Annotated in this window: 10 protein-coding genes; 3 read left to right on the forward strand and 7 right to left on the reverse strand. The window is 67.0% G+C overall.

The genetic code is table 11. The annotated features are described in order from the left end of the window. Positions 1–33: 33 nt before the first annotated feature. The 6 genes from ABDW61_RS11785 to urtA form a co-directional block, all read right to left on the reverse strand. Positions 34–15,897 (reverse strand): C80 family cysteine peptidase, encoded by a 15,864-nt coding sequence (locus ABDW61_RS11785; RefSeq protein ID WP_343638824.1) that lies wholly within the window; start codon positions 15,895–15,897, stop codon positions 34–36. 112 nt (positions 15,898–16,009) lie between these two features. Continuing rightward, complete coding sequence (gene urtE, locus ABDW61_RS11790; RefSeq protein WP_343638868.1) at positions 16,010–16,714, reverse strand: urea ABC transporter ATP-binding subunit UrtE; 705 nt, start codon at positions 16,712–16,714, stop codon at positions 16,010–16,012. A gap of 40 nt (positions 16,715–16,754) precedes the next feature. Continuing rightward, entirely contained in the window at positions 16,755–17,591 is an 837-nt protein-coding gene (gene urtD / locus ABDW61_RS11795; protein ID WP_343638826.1) for an urea ABC transporter ATP-binding protein UrtD, read from the reverse strand. Next, complete coding sequence (gene urtC, locus ABDW61_RS11800) at positions 17,588–18,724, reverse strand: urea ABC transporter permease subunit UrtC (RefSeq protein ID WP_343638827.1); 1,137 nt, start codon at positions 18,722–18,724, stop codon at positions 17,588–17,590. Before urtC ends, urtD begins: the two co-directional genes overlap by 4 nt. Before the next feature lie 84 nt (positions 18,725–18,808). Then, on the reverse strand, positions 18,809–20,416 hold the full coding sequence (gene urtB, locus ABDW61_RS11805) for an urea ABC transporter permease subunit UrtB (RefSeq protein ID WP_343638829.1): 1,608 nt from the start codon (positions 20,414–20,416) through the stop codon (positions 18,809–18,811). Between the two features lie 226 nt (positions 20,417–20,642). Next, on the reverse strand, positions 20,643–21,932 hold the full coding sequence (gene urtA, locus ABDW61_RS11810) for an urea ABC transporter substrate-binding protein (RefSeq protein ID WP_343638830.1): 1,290 nt from the start codon (positions 21,930–21,932) through the stop codon (positions 20,643–20,645). A gap of 282 nt (positions 21,933–22,214) precedes the next feature. Between urtA and ABDW61_RS11815 the strand changes: the two genes are divergently transcribed. The 3 genes from ABDW61_RS11815 (at position 22,215) to ABDW61_RS11825 (ending at position 24,514) form a co-directional block, all read left to right on the forward strand. Next, complete coding sequence (locus tag ABDW61_RS11815) at positions 22,215–23,243, forward strand: hypothetical protein (RefSeq protein ID WP_343638831.1); 1,029 nt, start codon at positions 22,215–22,217, stop codon at positions 23,241–23,243. A gap of 141 nt (positions 23,244–23,384) precedes the next feature. Then, complete coding sequence (locus tag ABDW61_RS11820) at positions 23,385–23,729, forward strand: hypothetical protein (protein ID WP_343638832.1); 345 nt, start codon at positions 23,385–23,387, stop codon at positions 23,727–23,729. Positions 23,730–23,731: 2 nt separating this feature from the next. Next, positions 23,732–24,514 (forward strand): hypothetical protein, encoded by a 783-nt coding sequence (locus ABDW61_RS11825; protein WP_343638833.1) that lies wholly within the window; start codon positions 23,732–23,734, stop codon positions 24,512–24,514. Positions 24,515–24,528: 14 nt separating this feature from the next. Here the strand turns inward: ABDW61_RS11825 and ABDW61_RS11830 are convergent, their stop codons facing one another. Then, positions 24,529–25,557 (reverse strand): response regulator, encoded by a 1,029-nt coding sequence (locus tag ABDW61_RS11830; RefSeq protein WP_343638835.1) that lies wholly within the window; start codon positions 25,555–25,557, stop codon positions 24,529–24,531. Between the last annotated feature and the right edge of the window lie 9 nt (positions 25,558–25,566).

Consider the following 25,566-nt stretch of genomic DNA (forward strand, 5'->3'; position numbering starts at 1 on the left):
CCGCCTTCCGCTCAACGCCGTGCGCCGCGCTCCTCAGGGCGTGGTGGCCAGCAACGGTGGCGAAGGCGGCCGCACCGGTGGCGCGAAGCTGGAGATGCCCGCGCTGCCGGCGTCCGGCTGGCCGGCGATCCCCTGCTTGAGCAGCTCGGCTGCCCGCTGGATTGAGCCGGCTTCCGTGACAGGTTCGGCAGGAGCCTCGGCGGCCGCGGGCTCGCTCACGAACCCGGGGCCGGCCTGGGGCTCGTTCACGGAGTGGGACTCGGTCTCGGTCTCTGCGCCGCCGGTGCTGAAGCTGACGTCCAGCAGCTTCAGCTGCTGGGCCCGCTCCAGCGCCGGACGCAACCCGGCGAGCAGGGCGCGCACGCGCACCGCTTCGGTTGAGGCGCCTTGCGGTTCTTGAAGATCGAGGCGCATGCCCGTGACGGAGGCGCGCAGCGCCTCCAGCTTCAGGTACAGCGGGTCCATGGCTTGCGCCACTTCGTCGCTGCCGTGACCCTTCTTGAGGAGCTCGGCTTCAAGCGTGTCGTAGAAGCGCTTGACGACCCTCAGCATGACGTAGGCGGCCCCGTCCGGCTTGGACACCTTCGCCCCGCCTTCGCCCGGGATCAGGCTGACGGATGGGCCAAGTCGCACTGGCACCCAATCACTCGATTCAATGGATGACGAATCGTCGTGAACGAAGGCGCTGTGATTTCCGTAGGCAAGGGCATTGGTCAGTGCATTGGGCCCGAAGATCCAATGCGCGCTCGCCATCCTGACGAGCGAGCGGGAGATGGTGCGCACCGAAAATGGGTTGGTGGCGAACTCCCTCAGCCATCCAATGACCTGCTCGCGGAACGTGAACAGGAAGTCGTCGTGGAGCAGCGGGGACCCCGTGGAATCCCATAGTTGAGCGCTCAGGATGGAGACTCGCAGCGTGCCGGGCAGGCGTGCGTCGTCCCCGGCCTCAAGACTTTGCTGGATGTCCTCTGCGCTTGTCAGGCCTCGCCCGGCCAGACGCTCGATCTGCTCGATCCCTGCCGAGATGGCGGGGTTGTGGACCATCTTCACAACGGCGTCCAGTGGCAGATCGCCAAACAGATCGCGCAGTTGAATGACCCGTTCGACCTGTTTCAGCGTCGTGATGCCGCCGAAGAACAGCGCCTCGGCTTCATCCCAGCCGATTCCGGCATTCCTTAGGCGTTTGATCGGCTGGCCCGCTCGTCCTTCGGCATAGGCGACTGTCAGCGGCGTTCCAGCGGGTGCGATGTACAAGGTTTTGCCGTTCACCTGACGCGTCGTCCAGGGCTTCGCCGCAGAGGCGGGAGGAATCGTTGAGGACAAGACGGCGTCCAGCAATCCGAGAGCCATTTCCTGCTGCAGCAAGGGAAGCTTTTGTTCGATGTCGCGGTTCAGGACGACCGATTGCCGCGTGGTGTCCTGCGTGGGTTTGACGTGGATGTCGTACCCGTAGGCCGCTGCGGCAAGCACCGCCAACTGGAAGCGCGTCGTGGACATGTTGGCCAGGTCGAGGCCGTGTCTGCCGTCCTCGCCCAGTTGAGCGTCCCTGGCGTCCAGGATGCGCCGCGCGAGGTCCAGGACCATTCGGATCTCTGCGCCGACAACCGGATCATTCGCTGGTCCCTCCTTCGGGACCAGGGCGAGCTGGTCCTGCAACCAGGCTGGCACCCACGCCGAGGCATCGACCTGGGTGATGCTCGCGGGGAGTGGCGCCAGTTTCCCCTTCATTCCGCCAAAGGCGGGGGTCAGCCAGTTGCCCTGACGCATCGTCGCGTTGATGACGTCGTCGGCGATCTTTTCGATCAGGTCCTTGTCTCTGACCTTTTCCGCAGGGTCCCACGCATCGGTCAACCACGAAGCCACCTGCGCCCACAGCGAGGGAGGCACCGGCGTCCAGGTCCGATAGAACTCGACCCTGTTGTCGACGAGCTGCACGAGGTGGTGACCCGAACGATGGCGGACGGCGTCAAGGTACTCCTGGTGACGCCATCGGTCCGCCATGTTGACGCGGATGAAGTCAAGCAGGTCGAGATTCGTCTTGTCGAGGCGCGGATGGGTCTGGACATCGTGCGCGATCAGGTCCCATGGCAACCCGCCATGGCGGCGCAGCTCGCCCGCACGCGCGATCTGCTCATCGGATTGAATGCCGCGCAAGGCCAGCGACCGGGATTCCTCGCCGGTGAAGCCGGCCTTCTGCAAGCGGTCGATCAGCGTGCCGGCGCCGGCTTCCGCCGTGGTGAATCGAACTTCGTCGAACCAGACATACGGAAAGTTGCCGCTGACGCCGACGATCTCGTATTCGGAGTAGGGGACGCCGTTCGTGCTGATCGCAATTGACTTGGTGTAAGCACCATTGGCCGTCTCAAATGTCTCGGAAACGTCGACCCGCGTCTTGTCCTTCCGAATGGCCTGCACCTTCCAGCGCGCGACCGGTACGGACGCCGGCCCGGCTCTCCGCGCGGCTTCCAGCCATTGCGTCATCGGAGCGTCCGTGCTGACGCTCAGCTCCAGGGACGCCAGGGCGACCGGGTGTAGGAACTTGAAGCTGATCGATTTGTCCGGAGTCACGGACGGCTGTAGACCTTGAGTGGCGGCGGGCCGCCAGGAGGAAACCTCCTCCGGCAAAGTGTCCCCCGCGAGACCGTGGCCATCGACGAGGTTCTCAGGAAGGGAGCGCTTCTCCCATGCGCCTGGGACCGTGACGGGCTCATGGCTCAGCAGCCCTTGTTGCCAGAGGGCCACGACAGCGGGAAGGGGGAAGTTCCCTCCCTGCTCTGTATTCGCATTCTTGACGTCAGCAATGGGCGAGCTGTTCTCTACGCTGCTGTAGTAACTGTTGTTGGCCTTCTTCTTTGCTCGTTCGGCGTAGTACTCCGCACGTTTCCTATTGCGTTCCTCGATATGTGGGCGGGGAGCTCCCGGCGACTGCCCGTCTGAATTGAGCACCTGACCAGGCTCGATGTCGTAATCGATTCCGGGCTGGCGTGTCTCGTGCTTCAGTGCGAACTCGGCGCCCGTCTCATCGAGCTTCATGTAGAGCTTGGACACGTACTGGTGATTCGTCGTGTCCGGGCTCTTGAATGTCGGTGCCTCAACGGTGATCCACGCCGACCGATCCCCTTCTTCGTAGGATTGTCGGTTGGCGTTGCTCAGTACGATGTCCTGCGCCAAGATCCCCGCGTTCCACAGGCGCGCCAGGACGGTGTACTCGTACACCCCCGCCAGATGCATATCGGCGATCCAGGCGTCATCCTTGATACCAAGGACCATCATGGTTCGCGCCAGACGTTCCGCTGCCGGTGCCGAACGTCCTTTCAACTGCAGGACCGCGACCAGCATGGCGGATGACGTGCCCTTGGAAGGAGCCTGTTTGCCATCCAGGAGGTTGATGAACTCGGTCAGCCGCTTGGTGGCTTCTCGCCAGTCTGACAGTCCGATGCCGCCGAGATGATCTGCAGCCCAGGACTCATAAGCTTGGAGCTCGGTCATCGACAAGGCTCGGCGCAAGACCTGCTCGTTGTAGGCCCAAGGCATGTGCCGCCATCCAGATTCCTGAGAATCTCTCTCCATCACGAAATCCAAGGTCCGCGATGCGAGGTGGCGCAGCAGCGCCGCCTGACCAGGAGACACCTTGATGTCACTTGCAGCAAAGCTGTCGATGAATGAAGCCGGCAATTGCCAACTGCCACCGTCCGCGACGATGGCGAGCAACTCGTGGATTCGCTGCAACTGCTGAAAGGTTCTGCTGCGAATGCCCAGGGTGATTTCCATCGGCATTCCTCTCATGCGCAGGTAGCCGTTCACGTCCCTTGTCGTGTAGGCGTCATCGCCGCTCTGTCTGCCGTTCTTGAGGTCGGCGGCGATTCGATTCGCTCCTTCGCTGACCGGCTTGGCGGGTGGCGTCACGGCATCGCCGGACTCATGACTCACGAGTTCCCAAGCTTCGGGTGCACGGTGATAGTCCGGCAGCGTAACGACGGACGGCCTGTCCCCCGAGATCTGTGCTTCCAGCGCGTGACCATGCGAGCGGAAGGCGCGTTGCCGGCCCATCCAGACCTTTCGCGCCTTGGCCGTGAGGTCCCAGGGCGCAGCGGGCTTGGACATGACGATATGTGAGCCCGGTGCGGTGGCAAGAATGTCTCCCTCGTCGGTGGACGGCAGATGCACCATGCAGCCGTTCTCAAAGACTGGAAGCGCGAAGCGCTGACCATCGACTTCCACCGACAGGCGGCGCGCCTGAGGTGCCGTGGCATCGCCGAGGATCGTGATCTTGCCGCCCGAGAGTTCGAGCACGAGATCGGCGTCCGAGCCCGACAGACCTATTCCATCCAGGAATTCCTTCTTGCTGATGCCCTCCAGTTTGAGCACGTCCAGCGCCCCGTCTCTCGCAAGGCTGTTGATCACAAGCGATTGCCCGGCCCTGATCAGATAGACGTCCGCCCCCTTTCCGCCCGAGAGGACCGACCCATCGACAAGATTCCGCGCGTCGATCTGATCGTCCTTGTCGGAACCTTGGCCAGGATCCTGCTTCGCCACATCCTGTGTGGAGGGGGGATCGGAAGGCGCATCCTTGGCGTCAGTGCTCGCGATCTGGAAGGGAGGCTCGGAACGAATGGGCCCTTCAGCTGGATCATCATGTCCGGGCATGACGAGGATGACGGGTTTCCGTTCCTTGTCGTTCGCCCACACCCTCGGCTCATCAGGTGCGTCCTTTGTCGAGGCAAGCCTATGTCCGGATAAACGCAACCGCAGCGGCGTGAAGGCCTCTGCGGCGTCCGCGGGCGCAGTCTCGACGATGAGCACGTCGTTGCCATCGACGACATGACGAAGGCGATCGACCGGAATGTCGAGCGAGATCTCGATGGGCGTTGACATCACCGGATCGACGCGGAACTCACCGGATCCCGAGGACAGGTGATACCGGACATACGCCCGGCCTGCCGACAATGTCCGCCGCGAGTTGGGGGTGGCCTTGCCGTGCATGACATGCTTGTCCAGCAGAAGGGAAGTCACGCTTGCGTCCTTGATCACCGAAGGTGTGATCAGAATGACGGCGGTTCCTACCGCATCGACGAGAGTGAGCGGATTTGTAGGTGTCGTGACGCCTTCGGTTGCCGGAGCGACTCGGTCGAAGTAGCGCTCCAGCGTCAAGGAGTCCTTGTCGACGCTGAGGATCAGGTGCTGGCCTTGTCGGCGATAGCTGACGGCCTCGTGCAGTACATCGAGACTCAGCAGCAGCTTGGACGAGGCGTCGCCGACATCGACGACGGCGCCGCTGATCCCACGCAGCCAGATGGCCATATCGGTCGAGGTGCTGAAGATCCGATTGCCGTTGCGAATCGTGTAGGTGTTGTTTCCGCCATGGCCTCGGATCTCCGCGGACTTGGACAGGATGTCGAATTGCTCGTCATCCTCGTGACCGAGAACTTTGACGTTGCCGGCATTGCGGATACTGATCCGATGCATCCCATAGGCGAGCGAGTCTCCAAGTCCTGGCAATTGGATCAGATGGGTGTGCTCCCGGCCGTCCCGGGTCTTGTCGCCCGTGATCGCCACGTCAGAACCGTCCGCATCGATCTGGACTTCGTCCTTGGCAGGGTTTCCTTGACCTCGTTCGGGGTGACCCCACAGTGTGATCGAGTCAGGCTTTGTTACTTGAAAAATGTCTTCGTGGATGCTCCCGTAGAGGGCGTTGTTGCTCAGGCGTCCCCCTTGAAACAACTGTCGCTTTGGCTCGCGGAGGCCAAACACGAAGCCGAACTCCCCTTGAGGGGGTGTGTCAAGCGCGAGCCACGCGGTCGCAGAAGACGAGTCGGCGGAGGGGCGCCTGTATTCAGGGAAGGACCTTGCAACGGACCTCTTGGCCTGCATGACGAAGTTGTAGTACTGCGTCGTCGTGACGTCGCGAAAGACGGTGCTTTTGACGGGAGTCTCGACGTCAGGAACAAAGAACCTGCCAAAGCCCTGCTTTGCGAGACGCTTCATCTCGAAATGCATGGCGTCCTTGAACTGTTCCGTGAGATTCCTTGAGAGTGCCTCCTGCGCGGTAACGGCTGCCTTCGCCACCTCGGCTCTCGCCGCCGCCTTCGTCTGAAGACCAATGGACTTCGCATAGAGGGCCTCAACCTGCTCCCAAAAGGTGGTCGATTCGTGGAAGTAGTCGCCGTACTCACCATGCCACAGCAATGTCCCCGCCAGCAGGCCGGCGGAGATCAGGATCACCGCGAAGGGCCCCGACGCGGCGCCCATGAAGGCTGCCGCGCTGGCGAGGGCGGTCTTGGCGGCGAGGGCCGCCCCCGCCAGAAACACCTTGATTCCGATGACGGTGCCTGCAACGGCCATCCCGACAGCGGCCCCGGTCATCACGGTGTTGGCGATGAGACTCTTGAAAGCGTAGCTGTCCGTGCTCTGCCCGCTCTTGACGAAGGCGTCCCATTCCGCGATGCACGCGGCCAAGCCGACGCCGGCCATCAAGACATTGCCGACGCCACCTGCCAGGCCGGCGCTCAGTCCGCGGAGCAGCTTGAAGCGTGCGACGACGCTGAGCGTGCTCAGCTTCTTGCCCAGCAGCATGAACAAGGGAGACGCCACGACGCTGCTCAACTGGATCGTGGTGAGTCCGACTGCAGCAGAGGTCATTTCCCGCCCATGCGTCAGCAACTGGAAGATGCCCATCACGGTGTCGATGAGGTCGACCGTTCCGTCCATCTGTCTCATCAGCTTGGGCGGCGGCTTGGGTTGATTTCGACTCCTGTGCATGAAGGTCCGCACGTCATCCGATGCCGACTTCCAAAGCGATCGATACACCCCCTTGGGCAGCTTGCGCAGCGCCCGGTCCGCGTAGGCCAGCTTCACGCCCGGCTCGCCATCCATGAGCACTTTCAGGCGCTCACTATCGAGCGTCACGCCCTGTCCATCGACCTTCACCAGCCCGATCTCCCGAAGACTGGCCAGCGCATTGGTCTTGTTCACGCCCTGGATCTTCTCGAAGTCGATGTCCAGGTCCTCGCCTTGCGCCGCCCGCCGGCCGATCTCCGCGATCGTTTTCTCGACCGGATCCAGGGCCGCCTGACCAGGTGAGGAGGGGGCCATCTTCAGCAGGTCATCGGCCTCGATGCCCGCGCGCGCCATCCACGCCTCGAATCCCGCGCGCGTCGTCTCGTCGAGCTTGCTGAAGATCTCCCCGAACAGGCTCGACGGCCTGGCGTCCTCGCCCCGCAGCGCCTTGAGCATGCCGGCATCGTTGGACTTGGCGTCCTCTGCCGCCGCGGCCGTCAACCGGGCCGTGAGGGCCTCGACCGCCTCGGGCGCTTCGCCGATGAACACGGAGCCTGCGCCGTCATGCGTCTTGCGCTGCGCCAGCCACTGGCCCAGCGCGCGAGCCCGCGCCGCGACGCCGGCGTCGACCTTCTCCGGCACCAGCTTCGCCCATTGCTCGAAGAGCTCCGGATCGATCTTGAGCCCCAGCGCCGGATCGCTCGGATCGTCGGCGATCGATCGCAGCAGGTCGCCGGTGATGGGCTTCCCATCGATCTCCCCGCCCAGCGACGCCAGGAACTCGGCCGGCACGTCGTGGCCGGCCAGGCGCACGGCGTGACTCGAGAGCGAATCGGCCGGGGAATCCGGATCGGGCAGCGCCGGCAACGGCCTTGCGTCGTCGACCTTCACATCGGCCGGCGTCTGCAACTGCTCGATCCGCTGCTTGCGGCGGGGCAGCAGCGTCGACAGCAGGTCGCCGCGATGCACCAGGCTGCCATCCGGATACTTCTGCCACCCCGACGTCCCCTCAGGCGCGGTATCGGCCAGATAGACCGGCGCGGGCAAGATCCCCTTGCGAGCCAGTTGCACCGCCGCACCGTGGACGACGTCCAGCACACGCAGCACCGCATGCTCGAGGCCGCCGGCCTCGATGGACCGGGCGATCTTCGTCACCGCGTCCGCATCGATGGTGAACGGCCGGCCGCTCAGCGCCGCCTGCACCAGCGCCAGCGTCTGGCGAGCCAGCGCCCCCCGGACCGGGTTCCGCGCGGCCTGCCCCGGCAGCGCCTCCATCGCGCGCACCGCGGACTCCATGCCGCACAGCAGGGCCACGTCGGCGAGCGGCATGTCGGCGGCCTTCAGATGCTTCCACAGCAGCTTGCCGGGAAGCCGGACCTTGTCGATCAGCCCCATGGGGAGATCGCTCCAGGTCACGCGCGCGACCATCGGGCCGCGCTCGCCATACAGACGGGAAAGGGTCAGAGTGGCTTCGCGCAGTTTGGCCGGATCGCGCGACCACAGGCCATCCGCGAGCGACCTGGCGGCGCTGGCCAGCAGGTCCGCGTCCACCTCGACCTGGTCGCCGTACATCGACGCCAGGCGCTGCTTGACGGCCTCGAACACCTCATCGGGTGCCTGTCCCTCGAGCGTCGCAATGCCGGCCCTGGCCTGCGTCTCCTCCAGCGCGGCCCACAGCTCGGAGAGCTTGCCGGCCTGACCCGGCCGGAGATGGCCGGCCTCTTCCCGAGAGACCGCCTTGAGGGCGGTCAGCCCGTATCCATCGGCGTCCGCGAGCGGGTACCTGTCGAGCAGGACCGCAGGCGAGGGATCTCCGCGGCCGCTGGAGCTCGCGCCATCGGCAGGCAGCAGGGCGTCCAGACCGTCGTCCGCCGTCGTCGCCTCGGCAGACGCGTCGTCCGTGCGAAGCCGCTCGATCGTTTCCTTTCGGTCGGACAGCAAGGTCGGGAGCAGATCGCCCCGATGAACCAGGATGCCGTCCTCATGGAGCTCCCATCCCGCGCCCGATCGTTTCGTGTCCCGGGTCAGGTAGATCGGCGCCGCCATCACACCGTGTTCCGAGCGCTGTTTCACCGTGCCGTGCACGGCTTCCAGCACGTCGAGTCCGGCGCGTCCCGCCGGCGTGTCTCTGGACAGCTGGTCGAGGCTCTCCAATTCGACCACGTACGGCCGGCCGCTCAACTCCGCCTTCAGCAGCGCCAGTGTCTGACGGCCCAGCGCCGGCCGGGTCGCGGCCGGCCCCATGTCGGGCGACAGCCGCTCCAGGACCGGCAAGCCGGCCTCCAGCCCCTGCATCAGGGCGCCTTCGGTCCGTGAGATCAACAAGCTGTCCGGTTGCTGCGCGATCAAGTCCTTGGGCAGGTTCGTGTCGCCGACCAGTCCCATGGCGCGCTCCAGCGCCAGGGGCCATTGCCAGCTGCGCTCGCTCCGCCCGAGAGGGATCCGGTCGAGCGCTCGCAGGCTCTCCTGGAATTTGCGCGGGTGCTGGCGCCAGAGACCCTCGGCGATCAGGCGCGAGGCCTCGCCCAGGACGCTCGCGTGCTCATCGCCGATGCCCGGATACAGCGTCTTCAGGCGCGTGTGCACGGCGTCCACGAGCTCCGCGGGGGCCGGATCCGTCAGCGGATTGATGCCGGCCTTGACCAGGGTCTTCCCGAGAGCGAGCACGGTGTTGCGCAGCCGGCCGGGCGGGTACTTGTCTTCAACGGTGATCGCTCCCGAGACCTTGTCGCGTTTGAAGATCACGGTCACGTTCGGCGCGTGTATCCGGCGCGGCGCGGTACGGTGCCGTTGTGTGTGGCGAAATGCTCTCGATCTGGTTCTGGTCCAGAGCACATGCCTGAATGTCGTGACCTCGCCCGAGTCGGTGACCAGTCCTTCGTCATGGGCGGTCTGCAGGAAGGGCCTGCCGAAGCTCTTGCCTGCGAAGCCCGATTCCAACTCGCATCCCGACAGCACGACCTTGTCCACGAGTTGGGGGATGCCATATGTGCGCAGGGCATCCTTTGCCATGCTGGCCAGACTCTTCGCGTCGTAGCCTTCCTGCACCGTCATACCGCCACCATTCCACAGCCGTCGTCCATGGCCATGAATGGTCAGCTTGATCTCGGTGCCCGGGCCAATGCGCTTCTCCAGGCCGGCGCCGTGAACGACGCGCGAGGCCCCTTCCTGGTCCAATTGGATCCAGATGCTCTTGTCCGGGTTCTTCGCGACCCACGCTTCAGTGATCTCCTGGATGGCCCCATCGCCGCCGATCTGGAGGTTGATGAGCACACGGTCCAGCGGGTCGGTCGTCGATGCCGCCGTCGCCATCGATCTGCTGGGCTTGGACCAGTTCTTCAACGGCAGGTAGGTCACGCTCGCCCAACTGGCCTTGGAGTCGTTGGAGGTTTGAAGGATGGCGTCCAAATGAAACCTCCATGCGCCGGAGGAGGTCCGTTCGGCCAACACGACGTCTCCTGCCTCGATCTGGCCTGCATCGAGGCGCAGCTCGTGGGGAAGTTCGCGCATGCCCCGGAAGTGGGAGACGCAGAATTCCTCGAGGAATCGCAGGCTGGCGTCCTGTTGCCGCAGCGCCGCCTCGCCGTCATCCGGCTTCCATGGCTGGAATCTGACCGTCTTGCTGAAGGACTCCTGGCCTTGGATCGTCGTGAGCGTGAGCGTCCCGGCCGCGCGGTCCAGTGTCTGGACGAAGTTCTCGCCCTCGAACTCGAGAAACTTCCAGGGCCCGCTGTCGTCAAGGTCGGGCGCAGGCGCAAGCGAGGGGCGCCCCGGCACGTCGGTCAGTACGTCGTCCTGGCTGGGGATGGTCCATCCATCCCACCCCCAGGTGATCACGGGGGGGGCGAGCGCCGCGCCATCGGCCATCTGGCGCAGGTCCGGATAGAGCTTCCAGAACGCAGCCAGCCGGGCCTGGTCGGCCGGGTCCGCGGAAGCGGCCAATGCCCGGATGAAGTCCGCGTTGATCTTCAGCGGGTTTCTCATCAACACGGATCGCAGGACCTCCTCGATCTGATGGGAGAGTTGCCCCTTCATGCCCGGGCTGACGATGTCGTCGGTGATCGTCCCATCCGCCTTCATGGCCGCGATGCGCCGGTTGATCGCGCGTATCCCTTCGAGCAGCAAGACGTTGGCGCGGCCCACCATGCGCTCGGTGTCGGGCGCGCTCAGCATGTGGCGGGAGCGATCACTGGCGCTCGCTCCCGGGCGCGCGCCGATGGCATACAGATCGCGCCATGTGGACCCTAGCGCCTGGGCGATCTTCGTGAGCGAGAGCTCGATGAGCAGGGGCTCGCCCCCCCACATGCCGTCCGCCAGATGCTTCGCGGCGATGTCCAGGGCCTCGGCGTCCTTTGCATCATCGGCGCTCATCTGCGCCTCGAACGCTTGCCTGGCCGCCGTGATGAGGTCGTCGGGGACGGGCGAGGGGGAAACTTGCGAGGACTCGGACGCCCAGGACCGCGCCCATCGCAACAACAGCGGCGACAAAGGGCCGTAGCCGAAGAAGTCGGGCTCGAAACTGTCGGGTTGTCTCACAAACCGGTTGCTGCCGTCCGGAAGGCCATCCCAGTCGGTGGCCAGGACACGCGGCGGCGCGGCCCATTGGTCGCCCGCCCGCTTGGCGATCACGAAGCGGCCGAGCTTGAGTTCGTCCCCTTCATAGGTCAGCACGTCGGGCATGAACTTGTGCGGCGAATCGGCCGGCTCATGCAGGAAGTTGGCGACGATGAAGTCGTCCATCGCCTGGATCGCCTTGTTCTGTTCGCCGCGCTCGTTCGACAGGGGATCGGCGTCGGATGGCATGAACTTCAGCAGCGAGTCGCTCCGCGCCCCACCCGGCTCGGCGGGCCAGACGATCTTGATCGTCCCCGCTTTGCGGTCGAGGTTCTGCGTCGCGCCCGGCATGAATCTGGCGAGGCTGAGCAGCGGACTGGCGTCGTTGAACCTGGTGTCCAGCGGTGTGCCCAGCCGCTCGATCGTCTCGCGATGCCTGGGCCGCAGTTCCGGAAGGAGATCGCCGCGATGGAGTTGGAGGCCCTCCTCGTGCGTCTCCCATTTGGGGTCTGGGCGCCTTGCGTTGCTGGACAGGTAGATCGGCGCCTCCATCAACTGCCTGCGATGCAGTTGCATCGCCGTGCCGTGCGTGATCGCGAGGACGCTCAGCGCCGCATGGTCGTGCGGGCTGTGGGATCCGGCCATGCGTTCCACGGCATCCACATCGACGGCGAACGGCCTGCCAGTCAACGCCGCTTGCACGAGCGCCAAGGTCTGACGGGCTCGCGCCAGATCGTCCGGACCCGAGCCGGCGCCGGCCGGCAGCTTGTGCATGGCCCCGACCGCTTCCTCCGCGCTGTCCACCAACGCCGCTTCGGCGATCGGCATGTCGAGCTCAGCGGGATACTTCTTCCGCTCCTCGAGCGGCAGCCGTGCCTTGCCGATCAACCCCATCGGCAGATCGCGCCACGTGGTGAACGCCACGAGGTCGCCTGCTGGGCGGTAGTGCCGGACGAGTGCATTGAACGCCTCGCCAAGCTCCGCGGGCGCGTTGCGCCACACTGCGTTCGCGATCGATGCGGCGATGCGCCCCAAGTCGCCATTCAGCTTGAGCGTGGTGTCGTAGGACGTGAGAACTTTCATCACCGCGTCGATGACCCCACCGGGTGCTGCGGCCGCGCGCGCCTTGATGCCGCACCGCTCCAGCGTCGTCTTCAGCGTCGACACCAGTTCTGACAGCGCACCCGCCCGGCCGGGACGGGGACTTGGCAACTGCGAGCGAGGGCCTATCGCGACCGTGGCCAACCGGTTGACATCGGCGAGGCCCGGCTCTTCGAGCGGGGCCGAAACGGTCGGCCTGCGAGTGGCGGCGTCCTTGCCGGAGTCCGCGCCTTGCGTGCGAGGCCTCGAAGGCGCCTCCTTTTCGCCGCTCATCCAAGCCGTCGGACGCTTCGCGGACTGTTCCGCGAGCTCTTCCGCAGACCCGGTCGCGTCAGCCGCATTGTCGGGATGCTTGCGCTTCTGCGCGCCCGTCGGCTGCTGTGGATCGGACGTCTGCGGCGCCGGGCCCTCGCCGGAAAGCCATTCGGCGCTGCGGCGATGCGCTTCGGAGACCGTCAGAGCGCGGGGTATCAGTCCCTCCGCGACGAGCTGTGAATGCACCTGGCGAATCGTTTCCAGTCCGTCAGTCTGCCCGGTGGTCGATGGCCCCCGCCATTGCCCGTCCGCCAACGCGCTGTCCTCGACCACGAAGGGCGTCGACAGGATTCCGGACTGGAAGAACATCGCATGCGCGAAGGCCATCAAGACCCGGTCCGGCTGGCGAAGGCGATATTTCAGATGGAGCTGTGCAGTCACCGTCCGCATCGCGGCGATGAAGGCGGCATCCGCCAGCGCCAGCGGCTTTGCATAGGTGGGGGCCGGGGATCCCGGTGTCTGCCCTGGCCGATACCAGCCGGGCAGGTCGCCACGCACCGTCACGACCGGGAGCATCAGGCCGCGTCTGGCCAAGTCGAAGCCCTGGGAGATATTCGTGTAGGCGTCGAACAGTTTCTTTGGATCGCTGTTTCCCAGCCCCGCGAGCAGTTGGCTTGCCGCCGCCGTGAGCAGCCTTTGGATCTGCCCGACCAGTGCCGGGGTCAGTCTGGCCTCGACTGCCCGCTGAGCCGCACGCCGGGCCTGCTCGGGCGAGGCCGTTGCCGGCGTGTCGACGTCCCATGCCAAGAGTTGCCAGAGTGTCGCCAACACGAACGGATCTCGCAGGCGGACCGGTGACTGGTCCAGGCTTGATGCGAACGAAGGGCGGCTCAGGTGAAGCGCTTCGGCGAGTCGCTTGATGCGGTCCTGAGCAGACCGGAGCTGCAGGAGGGCGGTGACTTGATTGGACGCCCTCTCGAAGATCGGCCGATTCATGGGATCCCGCCGTTGCCGTGGCGCGCGCCACCATTGGGGATGCTTGTCCCGGCGCTCGACAGCACTCGTCTCACTGTTGAACGTATGGACGAAGGTCGTGTGGGGGTGGTGGTACTCGAAGTCGTTCCCGCGCATCAGCCGGGTGAACCGCCCTCCCGCCGCGGAGATCGCAACCCCAGCGGCGAAGGCCGTCATTTCCGCGTCCTGCGAGATCAGGTCCGCGTGGCGGGCCGCGGCGTGGAACTCGTCAGGGAAGTTGCGGCTCAGGACCGGTGAATCGAGGTGGCAGGAGAACAGGGTCACTCTCCTGGCCCGGCGCCCGGGAAGCACCGTGTCGAGCGCCTCCCGTACCCTGGACGCCAGCGCGACCGCCGAGTAGTCCTGCAGTGTCATCTCGTCGGTCGAGTCGATGCGTGCACCATGGCCGAGGATCTCCAGCTTGACTTCTGTGTCACTGGTGACCTGCGTCAGCAGCCCACGCCCCGCAACGATCGTCACCGGCCCACTTTCCGGGACCTGGATCCAGACCGTTTCATCGAGACGATTTTCCTGAAGACCCCTGGCGGTCGTCGTCGAGGAATCGTCCGATCCCATCTGGAGGAGGAGACGTATCCTCGCCAGCGGCCCCTGGACCCTGGGCTCCACCGCGGTGGTGGTCTCGGTGAAGCGACGTGATCCTGGCGACCGGATGGTCAGGACGTTCAGTGCGACGTTCACCGCGCTGCTCGAGTAAACCCAGCGGTCCCCTTGTTGCGTCGCCACGCGCCAGCTGCCCACCACGATGTCTCCATCGCGCAGACCGATCGTCGGTGGCAAGCTGTTGTACGCAAGGTCCACGCGGGTGATGAAATGCGCGAGGAGAAAGTCGTCGAGCAGCCGGATCTGGCGGTTCTGGTCCTGAATCTGCGCCTGTGTCGCGTTGTCGGGGACGGGGTCGAACGACACCGTCATCCGCGCCCCCTTGCTGCCATCCCGCCACGTCAGCACGACGGAACCGAGCCTCCGATCGAGCACTTGCGTCACACGCGGCAGCAAGTCCGCGATGTGTTGCAGCGGCGCTGTCTCGACGACCTGCAGATCCCTCGGATCCTCCGCCGAGGGGCGCTTCCCGGCGGCGGGAGGCCGCGCGGCAGGCAGATCGACATGGTCGATTTTGTTGCGGCCGGCGCGCCAGTCCGCATGGCGGTCCTTGGCCTGCGAGGAGGACTGGATGGGCGGCAGCAGTCCTCGGCTCGAGAGCCGCGAATGCACGGAGGTGATCACTTCAAGAACAGAGTGGTCGATCTGACGCGAAGGATCGGACTTCGCTTCCTTCGTCATCAACGCGTCCACGTCCATGACGAAGGGAATCGACAGGATCACCGATTCGAAGAGCTGTTGATGAGCCAGCGCCAGACGGGCCGGAAGGTCGTCGCCGAACTGGGTGGCGATCTGATTCACGGCGTCCGACATCGCGGCCAGGAAGGCGGCATCCGCCCTGCGCAGCGGTTTGTCGTAGCTCAGGCCGCCGGTCTTGCGCGGATCATTGCGCAGGCCGGCGTACCAGCCGGGGAGATCGCCACGGATCCTCACGACGTCGTTCGCATCAAGCGTGGAGAACAGGGCGTGGGTGTCGCGATAGACCGCGTACATCTCCTGGGCGTCGAGGCGTTCCATCGCCGAGGTCAAGCGCCTTCCCAGCGCGTCGATCTCGCGTTCAATGTCGTCGTAAGCGACGCCGTCCGGCTTGTTGAAGATGTCCTTGAGCGCCTCCCGCGCCGAACCTGTCGCCTGCGCGGGTGTGCTGGCCTCCAAGGCCTTGTCGCTCTTCGCACGCGCCAGGAGGTACCAGAGCGTGGCCGTCGCCGGTTCGTCCGAGACCATGCCGTCGCTCAGCAGGTGGGCCGGCACGCCGTCGAGCAGATCGTCGATCCAGCTGCTGGAAAGGTCTTCCAGGGTCTGCTCGAACGAACCGGTCGCCAGATCGAGCGCGTCGTCTGGCGACTGGGGCCTCACCTCATCGGACAACGCTTGCGCGAGCAGTCTGACGCGGCCTTGAGAGGGCAGTGCGTTGATGCCGTCAGCGTCGCCCTCGGCGCCCTTGACGAAGTTCGGCTGGCCCTGACGATCGCGCCGCTGCTCCGGCGCCGTCCACGTCCATGCGGTATTTGACGGCGGTTGAACTTGAGCTTGAGCGGGAGGCTGCTGCGTTGCGAGGGGAATCTGGTGGGGCACGGGATGCACTCGGGAACGGGTTGTCGGAAGCCCCATGAGTGGTGAACTTCCGGCAATGACCCCGTGCGACACCCTTTGAATGCGCGTGTCTCCTTTCCCGTTTTTCCGCCGCTCAGATCGCGACCAGCCCCCGGACGTGCGCCGACTGCATGTCGCGGTGGTCCCCGCGCGCGATGACGCTGCCGCGCTCGAGCACGAGGTAGTCATCGGCCAACTCCGCGGCGAAATCGAAGTACTGCTCGCACAGCAGCACCGCGACCGGATGGCCGTCCAGTCCCTCGTCGGCGAGCCGCCGGATCACCCGGCCGATGTCCTTGATGATGCTGGGCTGGATGCCCTCGGTCGGCTCGTCCAGGATCAGCAGGCTCGGCGATGCCGCCAGCGCCCGCGCGATCGCGAGCTGCTGCTGCTGGCCGCCCGACAGGTCGCCGCCGCGGCGCCCCAGCATCTGCCGCAGCACCGGGAAGAGCTCGTACAGCGACTCCGGCACCGGCGTGCGCCCCGGCTTGCCGGCCAGGCCCATGCGCAGGTTCTCCTCGACGGTCAGCCGCGCGAAGATCTCGCGCCCCTGCGGCACGTAGCCGATGCCGGCGCGCGCGCGCTGATAGGGCGTTGCGCGGCTGATGTCGGCGCCCGCCAGTGTCACGCGGCCCGAGCGGATCGGCACCAGCCCCATCAGGCTCTTGAGCAGGCTGGTCTTGCCCACGCCGTTGCGGCCCAGCAGCACGGTCACGCGGCCCGGCGCGGCGCTCACCGACACGCCGCGCAGGATGTGCGAGCCGCCGTAGTACTGGTGCAGCTCGACCGCCTCCAGCATCGGCGCGGCGGCGGGGACCGTGGCGGCCCCGGGTGGAAGTTCAACGTCCAAGGTACACCTCGATCACGCGTTCATCGGCCTGCACCTGCGCCAGCGTGCCCTCGGCCAGCACCGCGCCCTCGGCCAGCACGGTGACCTTCTCGGCGATGCGGCCGACGAAGCTCATGTCATGCTCGACCACCACCAGGCTGTGCCGGCCCTTCAGCGTCAGGAAAAGCTCGGCGGTGCGCTCGGTCTCCTGGTCGGTCATGCCGGCGACCGGCTCGTCCAGCAGCAGCAGCTTCGGGTCCTGCACCAGCAGCATGCCGATCTCCAGCCACTGCTTCTGGCCGTGGCTCAGCAGCCCGGCGGCGCGATTCATCCGGTCCTGCAGGCGGATCAGCGTCAGCACCTCCGCCAGCCGGTCGCGCTGCGCGCCGGTGAGCGTGCCCCACAGCGAGGCCCGCAACGCGCGCGAGCCCTGCAGCGCGAGCTCCAGGTTCTCGTAGACGCTGAGCGCCTCGAACACCGTCGGGCGCTGGAACTTGCGGCCGATGCCGAGCTGGGCGATCTCGGCCTCGCCATGGCGCAGGAGATCGATGGTGCCGCCGAAGTAGACGGTGCCGCGATCGGGCCGCGTCTTGCCGGTGATGATGTCCATCATCGTGGTCTTGCCCGCGCCGTTCGGGCCGATGATGCAGCGCAGCTCGCCAGGCGCGATGTCGATCGACAGGCCGTTGATCGCGCGAAAGCCGTCGAAGCTGACGTGCACGTCCTCCAGGTACAGGATGCGGCCGTGCGCCAGATCCAGCTGTCCGGGCGTGACCACGCGGCCGTAACCCGGGCCGCTCGCGGCGCGCAGGCGCTCGCCGCCCTGGTCGAGCAGATCGGGGCTCATGCCTGCTCCTGCGCGTCGAGGGCGGCGCCGCGGCGGCCGAGCTTGCGCTTGAGCAGGCCCGCGATGCCGTCGGGCATGAACAGCGTGACCGCGACGAACAGCGCGCCCAGCAGGTAGAGCCAGTACTCGGGCGCGAACTGGGTCAGCCAGCTCTTCGCGCCGTTGACCGCGAAGGCGCCGGCGATCGGCCCCGCGAGCGTGCCGCGGCCGCCGACGGCGGCCCAGACTGCGATCTCGATGGAGCTGGCGACGCTCATCTCGCCAGGGTTGATGATGCCGACCTGCGGCACGTACAGCGCGCCGGCCAGACCGCAGATCAGCGCCGACAGCACCCAGGCCGCGAGCTTGTAGGGCAGCGGCGGATAGCCGCAGAACATCAGCCGAGATTCGGCGTCGCGCACCGCGCTGAGCACGCGGCCGAAGCGGGCGCGGGTCAGCCAGCGCAGGCCCAGGTAGCAGCCGGTCAGCGCGAGCGCGCTCAGCACGAACAGCGCCATGCGCATGCCCGGCGTCGTGATCGGCAGGCCCAGCAGGCGCTTGAAGTCGGTGAAGCCGTTGTTGCCGCCGAAGCCGGTCTCGTTGCGGAAGAACAGCAGCATCGCGGCATAGGTCATCGCCTGCGTGATGATCGAGAAGTACACGCCCTTGATGCGCGAGCGGAACGCGAAGTAGCCGAACAGGAAGGCCACGCTGCCGGGCACCAGCAGCACCAGCAGCAGCGTCGCCAGGAAGCTGTCGCTCAGCGCCCAGTGCCAGGGCAGTTCCTTCCAGTCGAGGAAGACCATGAAGTCGGGCAGCGCGCTGCGGTACTGGCCATCGGTGCCGATCTGGCGCATCAGGTACATGCCCATCGTGTAGCCGCCGAGCGCGAAGTACAGCCCGTGACCCAGCGACAGGATGCCGGCGAAGCCCCAGATCAGGTCCATCGCCAGCGCGCACATCGCGTAGCAGCAGAACTTGCCGAGCAGGCTGATCCAGTAGCCGTCCAGGTGCAGCGGGCTGCCGGCCGGCACCAGCAGGTTGAGCGCCGGGATGACGGCGCAGGCGACGGCCAGCGCGGCCAGCACCGCGAGCCAGCCGGCGCGGCCGAGCAGGGGAGGGCGCGCGGGGAGCTGCAGCGCCTGAGGCCGCAAAAGAGGCTGCAAAAGCGGCGGCGAAGGAGGCTGCGAAGGGGGCTGCGCAGGAGACATGGCGAGAACCTCGGGATCGGCGCGCATTCAGGATTCCTGGGCGCGGCCCTTGACCGCGAACAGGCCCTGGGGCCGCTTCTGGATGAAGACGATGATGAACAGCAGCACGGCGATCTTGGCGAGCACCGCGCCGACGACGCCCTCCAGCGCCTTGTTGGCCAGGCCCAGGCCGAGCGCCGCGAGCACGGTGCCGGCGAGCTGGCCGACGCCGCCGAGCACCACGACCATGAAGGCATCGACGATGTAGCTCTGGCCGAGGTCGGGCCCGACGTTGCCGACCTGGCTGAGCGCGCAGCCGGCCAAGCCGGCCAGGCCCGAGCCGAGCGCGAAGGCGTAGGTGTCGACGCGGGCGGTGGGGACGCCCATGCAGGCGGCGATCGGGCGGTTCTGCGTGACGGCGCGCACGAACAGGCCCAGCCGCGTGCGCGCGATCAGCAACGACATGCCGCCCAGCACGGCGAGCGCGAAGACGATGATCGCGAGCCGGTTGGCGGGCAGCGCCAGGCCCGGCAGCAGCGCGATCGAGCCACCCATCCACGAGGGACTTTCGACGGCCACGTTCTGCGCGCCGAAGAGCGATCGCACCGCCTGCATCAGCACCAGGCTCAGGCCCCAGGTGGCGAGCAGGGTCTCGAGCGGCCGGCCGTAGAGCCAGCGGATCACGGTGCGCTCCAGCGCGGCGCCGACCAGCGCGGAGGCGAGGAAGGCGGCGGGAATGGCCACCAGCAGATAGGCGTCGAACCAGCCCGGCAGCCACTGGCGGAAGGCGACCTGGACGAGGTAGGTCGCGTAGGCGCCGATCATCATCAACTCGCCATGGGCCATGTTGATGACGCCCATCAGGCCGTAGGTGATGGCCAGGCCGAGCGCGACCAGCAGCAAGATGCTGCCCAGGCTGATGCCGGTGAACAGCGCGCCCAGGCGTTCGCCCCAGGCGAGCGTGTCCTCGACCGCGCGCAGCGAGCGCTGCAGCGCGCGCTTCACGGCCGGGTCCTGTTCATCGGCCAGGCGCTGGTTCAGGAGCAGGCGGGTTTCGGGGCTGTGCGATTCGCCGAGCTGGCGCGCTGCGTCGAGCCGCCTGGCCGCGTCGGGGCTGGCGGCGAGCGCGGCGGCGCGGGCAAGCTTGAGCGCGTCAAGGACGGCGCGGTCCTGCTCCTTGGCGATGGCGGCGTCGAGCAGCGCGACGCGGGCGTCATCGCCGCCGCTGTCGAGCAGCGCCTTCGCGGCGGCGAGCCGCTCGGCCTTGTCCGCGCTGGACAGACGCAGCGCGGCGAGCGCGCCGTCGAGCTCGCCGCGCAGGCGGTTGTTGAGCATCACGTCCTCGAGCGAGGACTGCGTGTCCGGCGCCAGCGTCACCGCGGCGCCAGTCGCGGCATCGACGAAGCCGGCTTCGGTGGTGATGAGCACGCGATGGCCGGCATCGAGCTTGAGACGCTCGTCGGCCATGGCCTGCAGCAACGCGGCGGTGCGCGCGTCCGGCGCGGCGGCGAGCCGGCCGAGCGCGGCGATGCGATCGTCGGTCTCGCCCTGTGCGACGGACAGCGCCTGCTGCTGCGTCAGCGCATGGGCCGCCGGGGCGCACACCAGGATGACCGCTGGCAGGCATGCGGCCAGCCAGCGAAGGATCAAGTTCATCGGGTGCTCCGATCAATGGACTGCGCGGACCGGGATAGTCGCCAACCCTCGCCACGAACTCCCTCGCCCCCCGCGAGGGGGGAGAGGGCAGGGGAGAGGGGGGCGTCGAAGGGGCAGCAGCGCCGTGGCACGAGCCCCCTCTCCCCTCCCTCTCCCCGCTGGGGCGAGGGGGAACACGGGGCGGGATCTGCGCCCACCGCGCCCACCGCGCGCTGCGCGCGGGCTCTTACTTCTTCGCCGGCTCGTCCGGCTTGCCCTCATTCCCCGCGATGTACGGGCTCCACGGCTTGGCCTTGACCGGCGCGGGCGTCTTCCACACGACGTTGAACTGTCCGTCGGCACGGATCTCGCCGATGAACACCGACTTGTGCAGGTGATGGTTCTTCTCGTCCATCGTCGACGTGATGCCCGACGGCGCGCTGAAGGTCTGCCCGCCCATCGCCGCGATGACCTTGTCAACGTCGGTGGACTTCGCCTTCTCCACCGCCTGCTTCCACATGTTGATGCCGATGTACGTCGCCTCCATCGGATCATTGGTCAGCGGCTTGTCCTTGTGGCCCGGGATGCCCTTGGCCTTCGCATACGCCGACCACTTCTTGATGAACGCGTCGTTGGTCGGGTTCTTGATCGACATGAAGTAATTCCACGCCGCCAGATGCCCCACGAGCGGCTTGGTGTCGACGCCGCGCAGTTCCTCCTCGCCGACCGAGAACGCCACCACCGGCACGTCCTTGGCCTTCAGGCCGGCGTTGCCCAGCTCCTTGTAGAACGGCACGTTGGAGTCGCCGTTGATCGTCGACACCACCGCCGTCTTCCCGCCGGCCGAGAACTTCTTGATGTCGGCCACGATGGTCTGGTAGTCGCTGTGGCCGAAGGGCGTGTACTTCTCGTCGATGTCGCTGTCCTTGACGCCCTTGCTCTTCAGATAGGCGCGCAGGATCTTGTTGGTGGTGCGCGGGTAGACGTAGTCGGTGCCCAGCAGCACCCAGCGCTTGGCGCCGCCGCCGTCCTTGGACATCAGGTAGTCGACGGCCGGAATCGCCTGCTGATTGGGCGCGGCGCCGGTGTAGAAGACGTTCTTGCTGAGCTCCTCGCCCTCGTACTGCACCGGGTAGAAGAGCAGGCCGTTGAGCTCCTCGACCACCGGCAGCACCGACTTGCGCGACACCGAGGTCCAGCAGCCGAAGATCACCGCGACCTTGTCCTGGGTCAGCAACTGGCGCGTCTTCTCGGCGAAGAGCGGCCAGTTGGACGCCGGGTCGACGACCACCGGCTCGAGCTTCTTGCCGAGCACGCCGCCCTTGGCGTTGATCTCGTCGATCGCCATCAGCACGGTGTCCTTGAGCACCGTCTCGGAGATCGCCATCGTGCCGGAGAGGCTGTGCAGCACGCCGACCTTGATGGTGTCGGCGGCGAAGGCGGGCAGCGCGGCCAGGTTCAGGCCGGCCAGCGCGCCGGCCGCGGCCAGCGTCTTGAGGGCCAGGCGGCGCGGGGATTTCTTCGAGTGCGAGGACATGGGGGAGCTCCGGTGGATGAAGGGGACTTCAGCGGACTTCGCAGGACTTCGGGAAGTGACCGGATGCTAGGAACGCGCCGCCGCGGGGGATATACGGCGGATGGCGTATGCGGCCGCCCGCGGCGGCCGGGCGGTGACTCGCCGTAACACCTTGAAGGGACGTTCGTCCACCGCCTGATCTTGTTCGCCGTTGAGGCAACATGCGACACCCTGTCCGCCGAGGCCGATCGGCGGGACGGGATCGAGAAAAAGCCCAACGAGATGAACGCAGGAGGTTCCGCGATGACGATTTCAACCTTGATGCCGGCCTGGCGGCCGGACACCGCGCCGGCGCGGATGCCGCGGATGCTGAAGGCGGCGCTGATGCTGCTGCTCGCGCTGATGGCGCTGATGACCGGCTCCCGAGCCTTCGCGCGCGATGACGGCGAGTGGATGATCGAGCGGGCGAGCTACGGCACGCCGCTGCGCAACATCGATGTGACGGACACCCTGCGCCAGCTGGCGCGCCGTGACGACCGTGTGCGTGTGACCAACGCGCTGTTCGACAACAAGGACCCGGCCTATGGCCAGGAGAAGAGGCTGCGCATCGAGGCTCGCAACCGGGCCGGCGAGACCCGGACCTTCGAATTCCGCGAGGGCAGCGTCATCGACGGCAATGATTTCGTCGGCTGGCGCGACGGGACCTGGGGCCGGGGTGACGGCAACGGGTATGGCAACGGGTATGGCGACGGCCGGGACGACGGCACGTACGTCATCCTGGGCGCCCGCTACGGCGTGCAAGGCGCTCACATCGACGTGACGAAGGAGTTGCGCCGGATCGCCCGGAGCGACGCCCGGGTGCGTGTGACCAACAGCCTCTTCGATGACGATCCCGCGGTGGGCCGCGCCAAGACGCTGCGAATCTTCGTTCGCAACCGCAGCACGGGCGAGGAGCGCTACCTCGACTACCGCGAGGGCTCGTGGATCGACGGCAATCAGTTCGTGGGCTGGGGCCGGGGTGACTGGGGCCAGAGCGGCTGGAACGGCGGCTGGGATGGCCGGCCGGGCGGTGGCGACGACTACGGTCCGCCGAGCGAGCGCGTGACGATCGTGCGGGCCACTTACGGCAGCGGTGGCCGCTACGTGGACGTGACGCAGCGCCTGCGCAACATCAGCCGGGGCGGCCGCCTCGACGTGCGGGTCGACAACGACCTGGCGGACAGCGATCCGGCCTATGGCGAGCCCAAGGTCCTGACCGTCTACTACGTGATCGGCCGCGGCCGCGAGCAGACGGCCGTGGTCCGCGAGGGCGACCGGCTGCGCCTGCCCTGACGGCGGAGGCGATCGACGATCGCCTGTCGATGAAGGACGAAGCAACGAAGGCCCCGCAAGGGGCCTTCGTTGCTTCCGCGCCGTGGTCTCATGAAGTGTGGCAGAGTGCATCTTTTGAGTGCAGATTGCTGCGGAGGTGCGATGAGTTCGAATTCGATCAGGATCAGCAATCAGCTGTTCCGGGACGCCCAGGAGACCGGCGAGTACGTGGCCCGTTCCGCAGCGCAGCAGGTCGAGTTCTGGGCGCGCATCGGCCAGGCGCTGGAGAACTCCGGCGTCCGCTCGCAGCTGCTGCTGGAGCTCTTGCGGGGGGACCACGGCACGCAGGCCATGGCGCGTATCGAGGACGACCTGCGAGCCGCCAAACGGATCGAGCAAGCGCGGGACATCGAGGCGATCAAGTCCGGAGCGTCCAAGCCCTCGGAGTCGATCTTGTTCACCGAGGAGCGGGCCAAGAATGCGAAGGCCCTGGACTCACCGTACTGACCATGACGACGCGCCCGCGACTGCCCGACGAAGAAGCTGCTCTCGAGGGGCGTTTGCTCGATCGGGTGCTCACCAGCCTGCCGGCTGGCGTCATCCTGGTGGGTGGTCAGGCCCTGGGCTTCTGGATGAAGCGCTACGGGATATCGGCGCAAGGCGCGGCGATCACTGCTGACGCTGACGTGATCGGTGATGTCGCGGATGCCCACGAGCTGGCCAGGCGTCTGGGCGGACGCGTGGAGTTGCCCAGGAAGACGGCGCGGACCTCTCTGGTCGCCCAGGTCAGGATCCCGGCCCCGGCCAGGAAGGAGGGCAATGTCGACATCCTCCATCTGCTGTTCGCCACGGGCGGGTTGGAGAAATGCGGGGTGTTCACTCGGCGGGTCATTGCCGGATGCCTGAGCTTCGAGATCGCCGAGGGACAGGTCCTGCGGGTGATGAGCCCTTTCGACGTGCTGGAGTCGCGCGTTCACAACCTCGCGGGGCTCCGGGACAGCAAGGGCTCGCACGTTGAAACCCAGGCGCGTTGGGCCGTGCAGGTCGCCAAGGCGGCTCTGTTCTCGCAGGCGTGCGGCAACGCCGAGTTCGCAGCCCGCCTCGGGACGGCGATTCAACGGGTCTTCCAGCTCGCCAAGAGCTCCGCTGGGCGCCGGGCCCATCGCCAATACGGCATCGACATCCTCGAGGCCATCGATGCCGACCTGCTCGAAGCCATGGTGCCCGCCTGCGCGGCCCAGTTGGATCCGGTCCGGCGGCTTCAGGAGGAGCGGGCGACCGGCGGCGCGTGAGCGCCGCCGGCGCCTCACACCTCCCACTGCGGGTGCATTTCCCTGACCCGCGTGAGCGCCATCGCGGCGGCCGCGGTGCGGGTCTCGACGCCGAGCTTGGCGTGCACGCGCTCCAGGTGCTTCTTCACCGTCGCCGGGCTGGCGCCCAGGATCTCGCCGATGTCGCGGTTGATCTTCCCCTTGACCACCCAGTAGAGCACCTCCGCCTCGCGCCCGGTCAGGCTGAACGCCAGCCCCAGCGAGCGGATCACCGCGACGTCCGACACCTCACGCATCACGATCAGCCAGTCGCCGCCGGGCGCGCCGCCCAGTCCCGGCTCGACGTCCGCGCCGATGCAGTGATGCAGCCGGAAGCTCAGGCGCCGCGCGCCGAGCTCGGCGCACAGCCGCGGCGGCTCCGGCGGCGGCGGGCCGTCGCCCGCGCCGGCCGGCGCCATCTCCGCCAGGCACTTGCGCAGCCACGCGAGCACCGGCGCCGGCGTCTGCGGCGCCACCGTGCCGTAGTAGAGCTGCAGCAGCTCGCGCGCCAGCGGCGTCTGCCACAGCAGCCGGCCCGACGAAGACCGCACCGCGATGCTCGCGTAGCCGAAGGCGTCCAGCGCCTGCCGCGTCTGCCGCGCCTGCCGCGCGCCCTGCAGATGCACCTGCATCCGCGCCAGCACCGCGCGCGGATCGAGCGGCTTGGTGACGTAGTCGACACCCCCGGCCTGCAGCGCGGCCACCAGATGCTCCGTCTCCGTCAGCCCGGTCATGAACACGATCGGGATGTGCGCCGTCGACGGATCGGCCTTGAGCCGCCGCGCGACCTCGAAACCATCCATGCCCGGCATCATCGCGTCCAGCAGCACGATGTCGGGCCGCGCCTGCGCCGCGCAGGCCAGCGCCGCCTCGCCGCTGGTCGCCGCCAGCACCGTGTAGCCGTGCTCGTCCAGCGCGTCATGCAGCAGCGACAGGTTGTCGGGCACGTCGTCCACGAGCAGCACGCGGTCGCCAGCCTGGCGGTCCAGCAGCGCAGCCACGGAGGAGGGGAGCGGAGGGTTCATCGTCGGTCG

The organism is Roseateles sp. (assembly GCF_039595595.1).
GTDB lineage: Bacteria > Pseudomonadota > Gammaproteobacteria > Burkholderiales > Burkholderiaceae_C > Roseateles.

What these genes read in the sequence shown, in the direction of transcription:
- urtB (WP_343638829.1), bottom strand. Translation starts at nt 20,416, where the DNA reads ATGAACTTGATCCTTCGCTGGCTGGCCGCATGCCTGCCAGCGGTCATC.
- urtE (WP_343638868.1), bottom strand. Translation starts at nt 16,714, where the DNA reads ATGCTGGAGGCGGTCGAGCTGCACCAGTACTACGGCGGCTCGCACATC.
- urtD (WP_343638826.1), bottom strand. Translation starts at nt 17,591, where the DNA reads ATGAGCCCCGATCTGCTCGACCAGGGCGGCGAGCGCCTGCGCGCCGCG.
- ABDW61_RS11820 (WP_343638832.1), top strand. Translation starts at nt 23,385, where the DNA reads ATGAGTTCGAATTCGATCAGGATCAGCAATCAGCTGTTCCGGGACGCC.
- ABDW61_RS11825 (WP_343638833.1), top strand. Translation starts at nt 23,732, where the DNA reads ATGACGACGCGCCCGCGACTGCCCGACGAAGAAGCTGCTCTCGAGGGG.
- ABDW61_RS11830 (WP_343638835.1), bottom strand. Translation starts at nt 25,557, where the DNA reads ATGAACCCTCCGCTCCCCTCCTCCGTGGCTGCGCTGCTGGACCGCCAG.
- urtA (WP_343638830.1), bottom strand. Translation starts at nt 21,932, where the DNA reads ATGTCCTCGCACTCGAAGAAATCCCCGCGCCGCCTGGCCCTCAAGACG.
- ABDW61_RS11815 (WP_343638831.1), top strand. Translation starts at nt 22,215, where the DNA reads ATGACGATTTCAACCTTGATGCCGGCCTGGCGGCCGGACACCGCGCCG.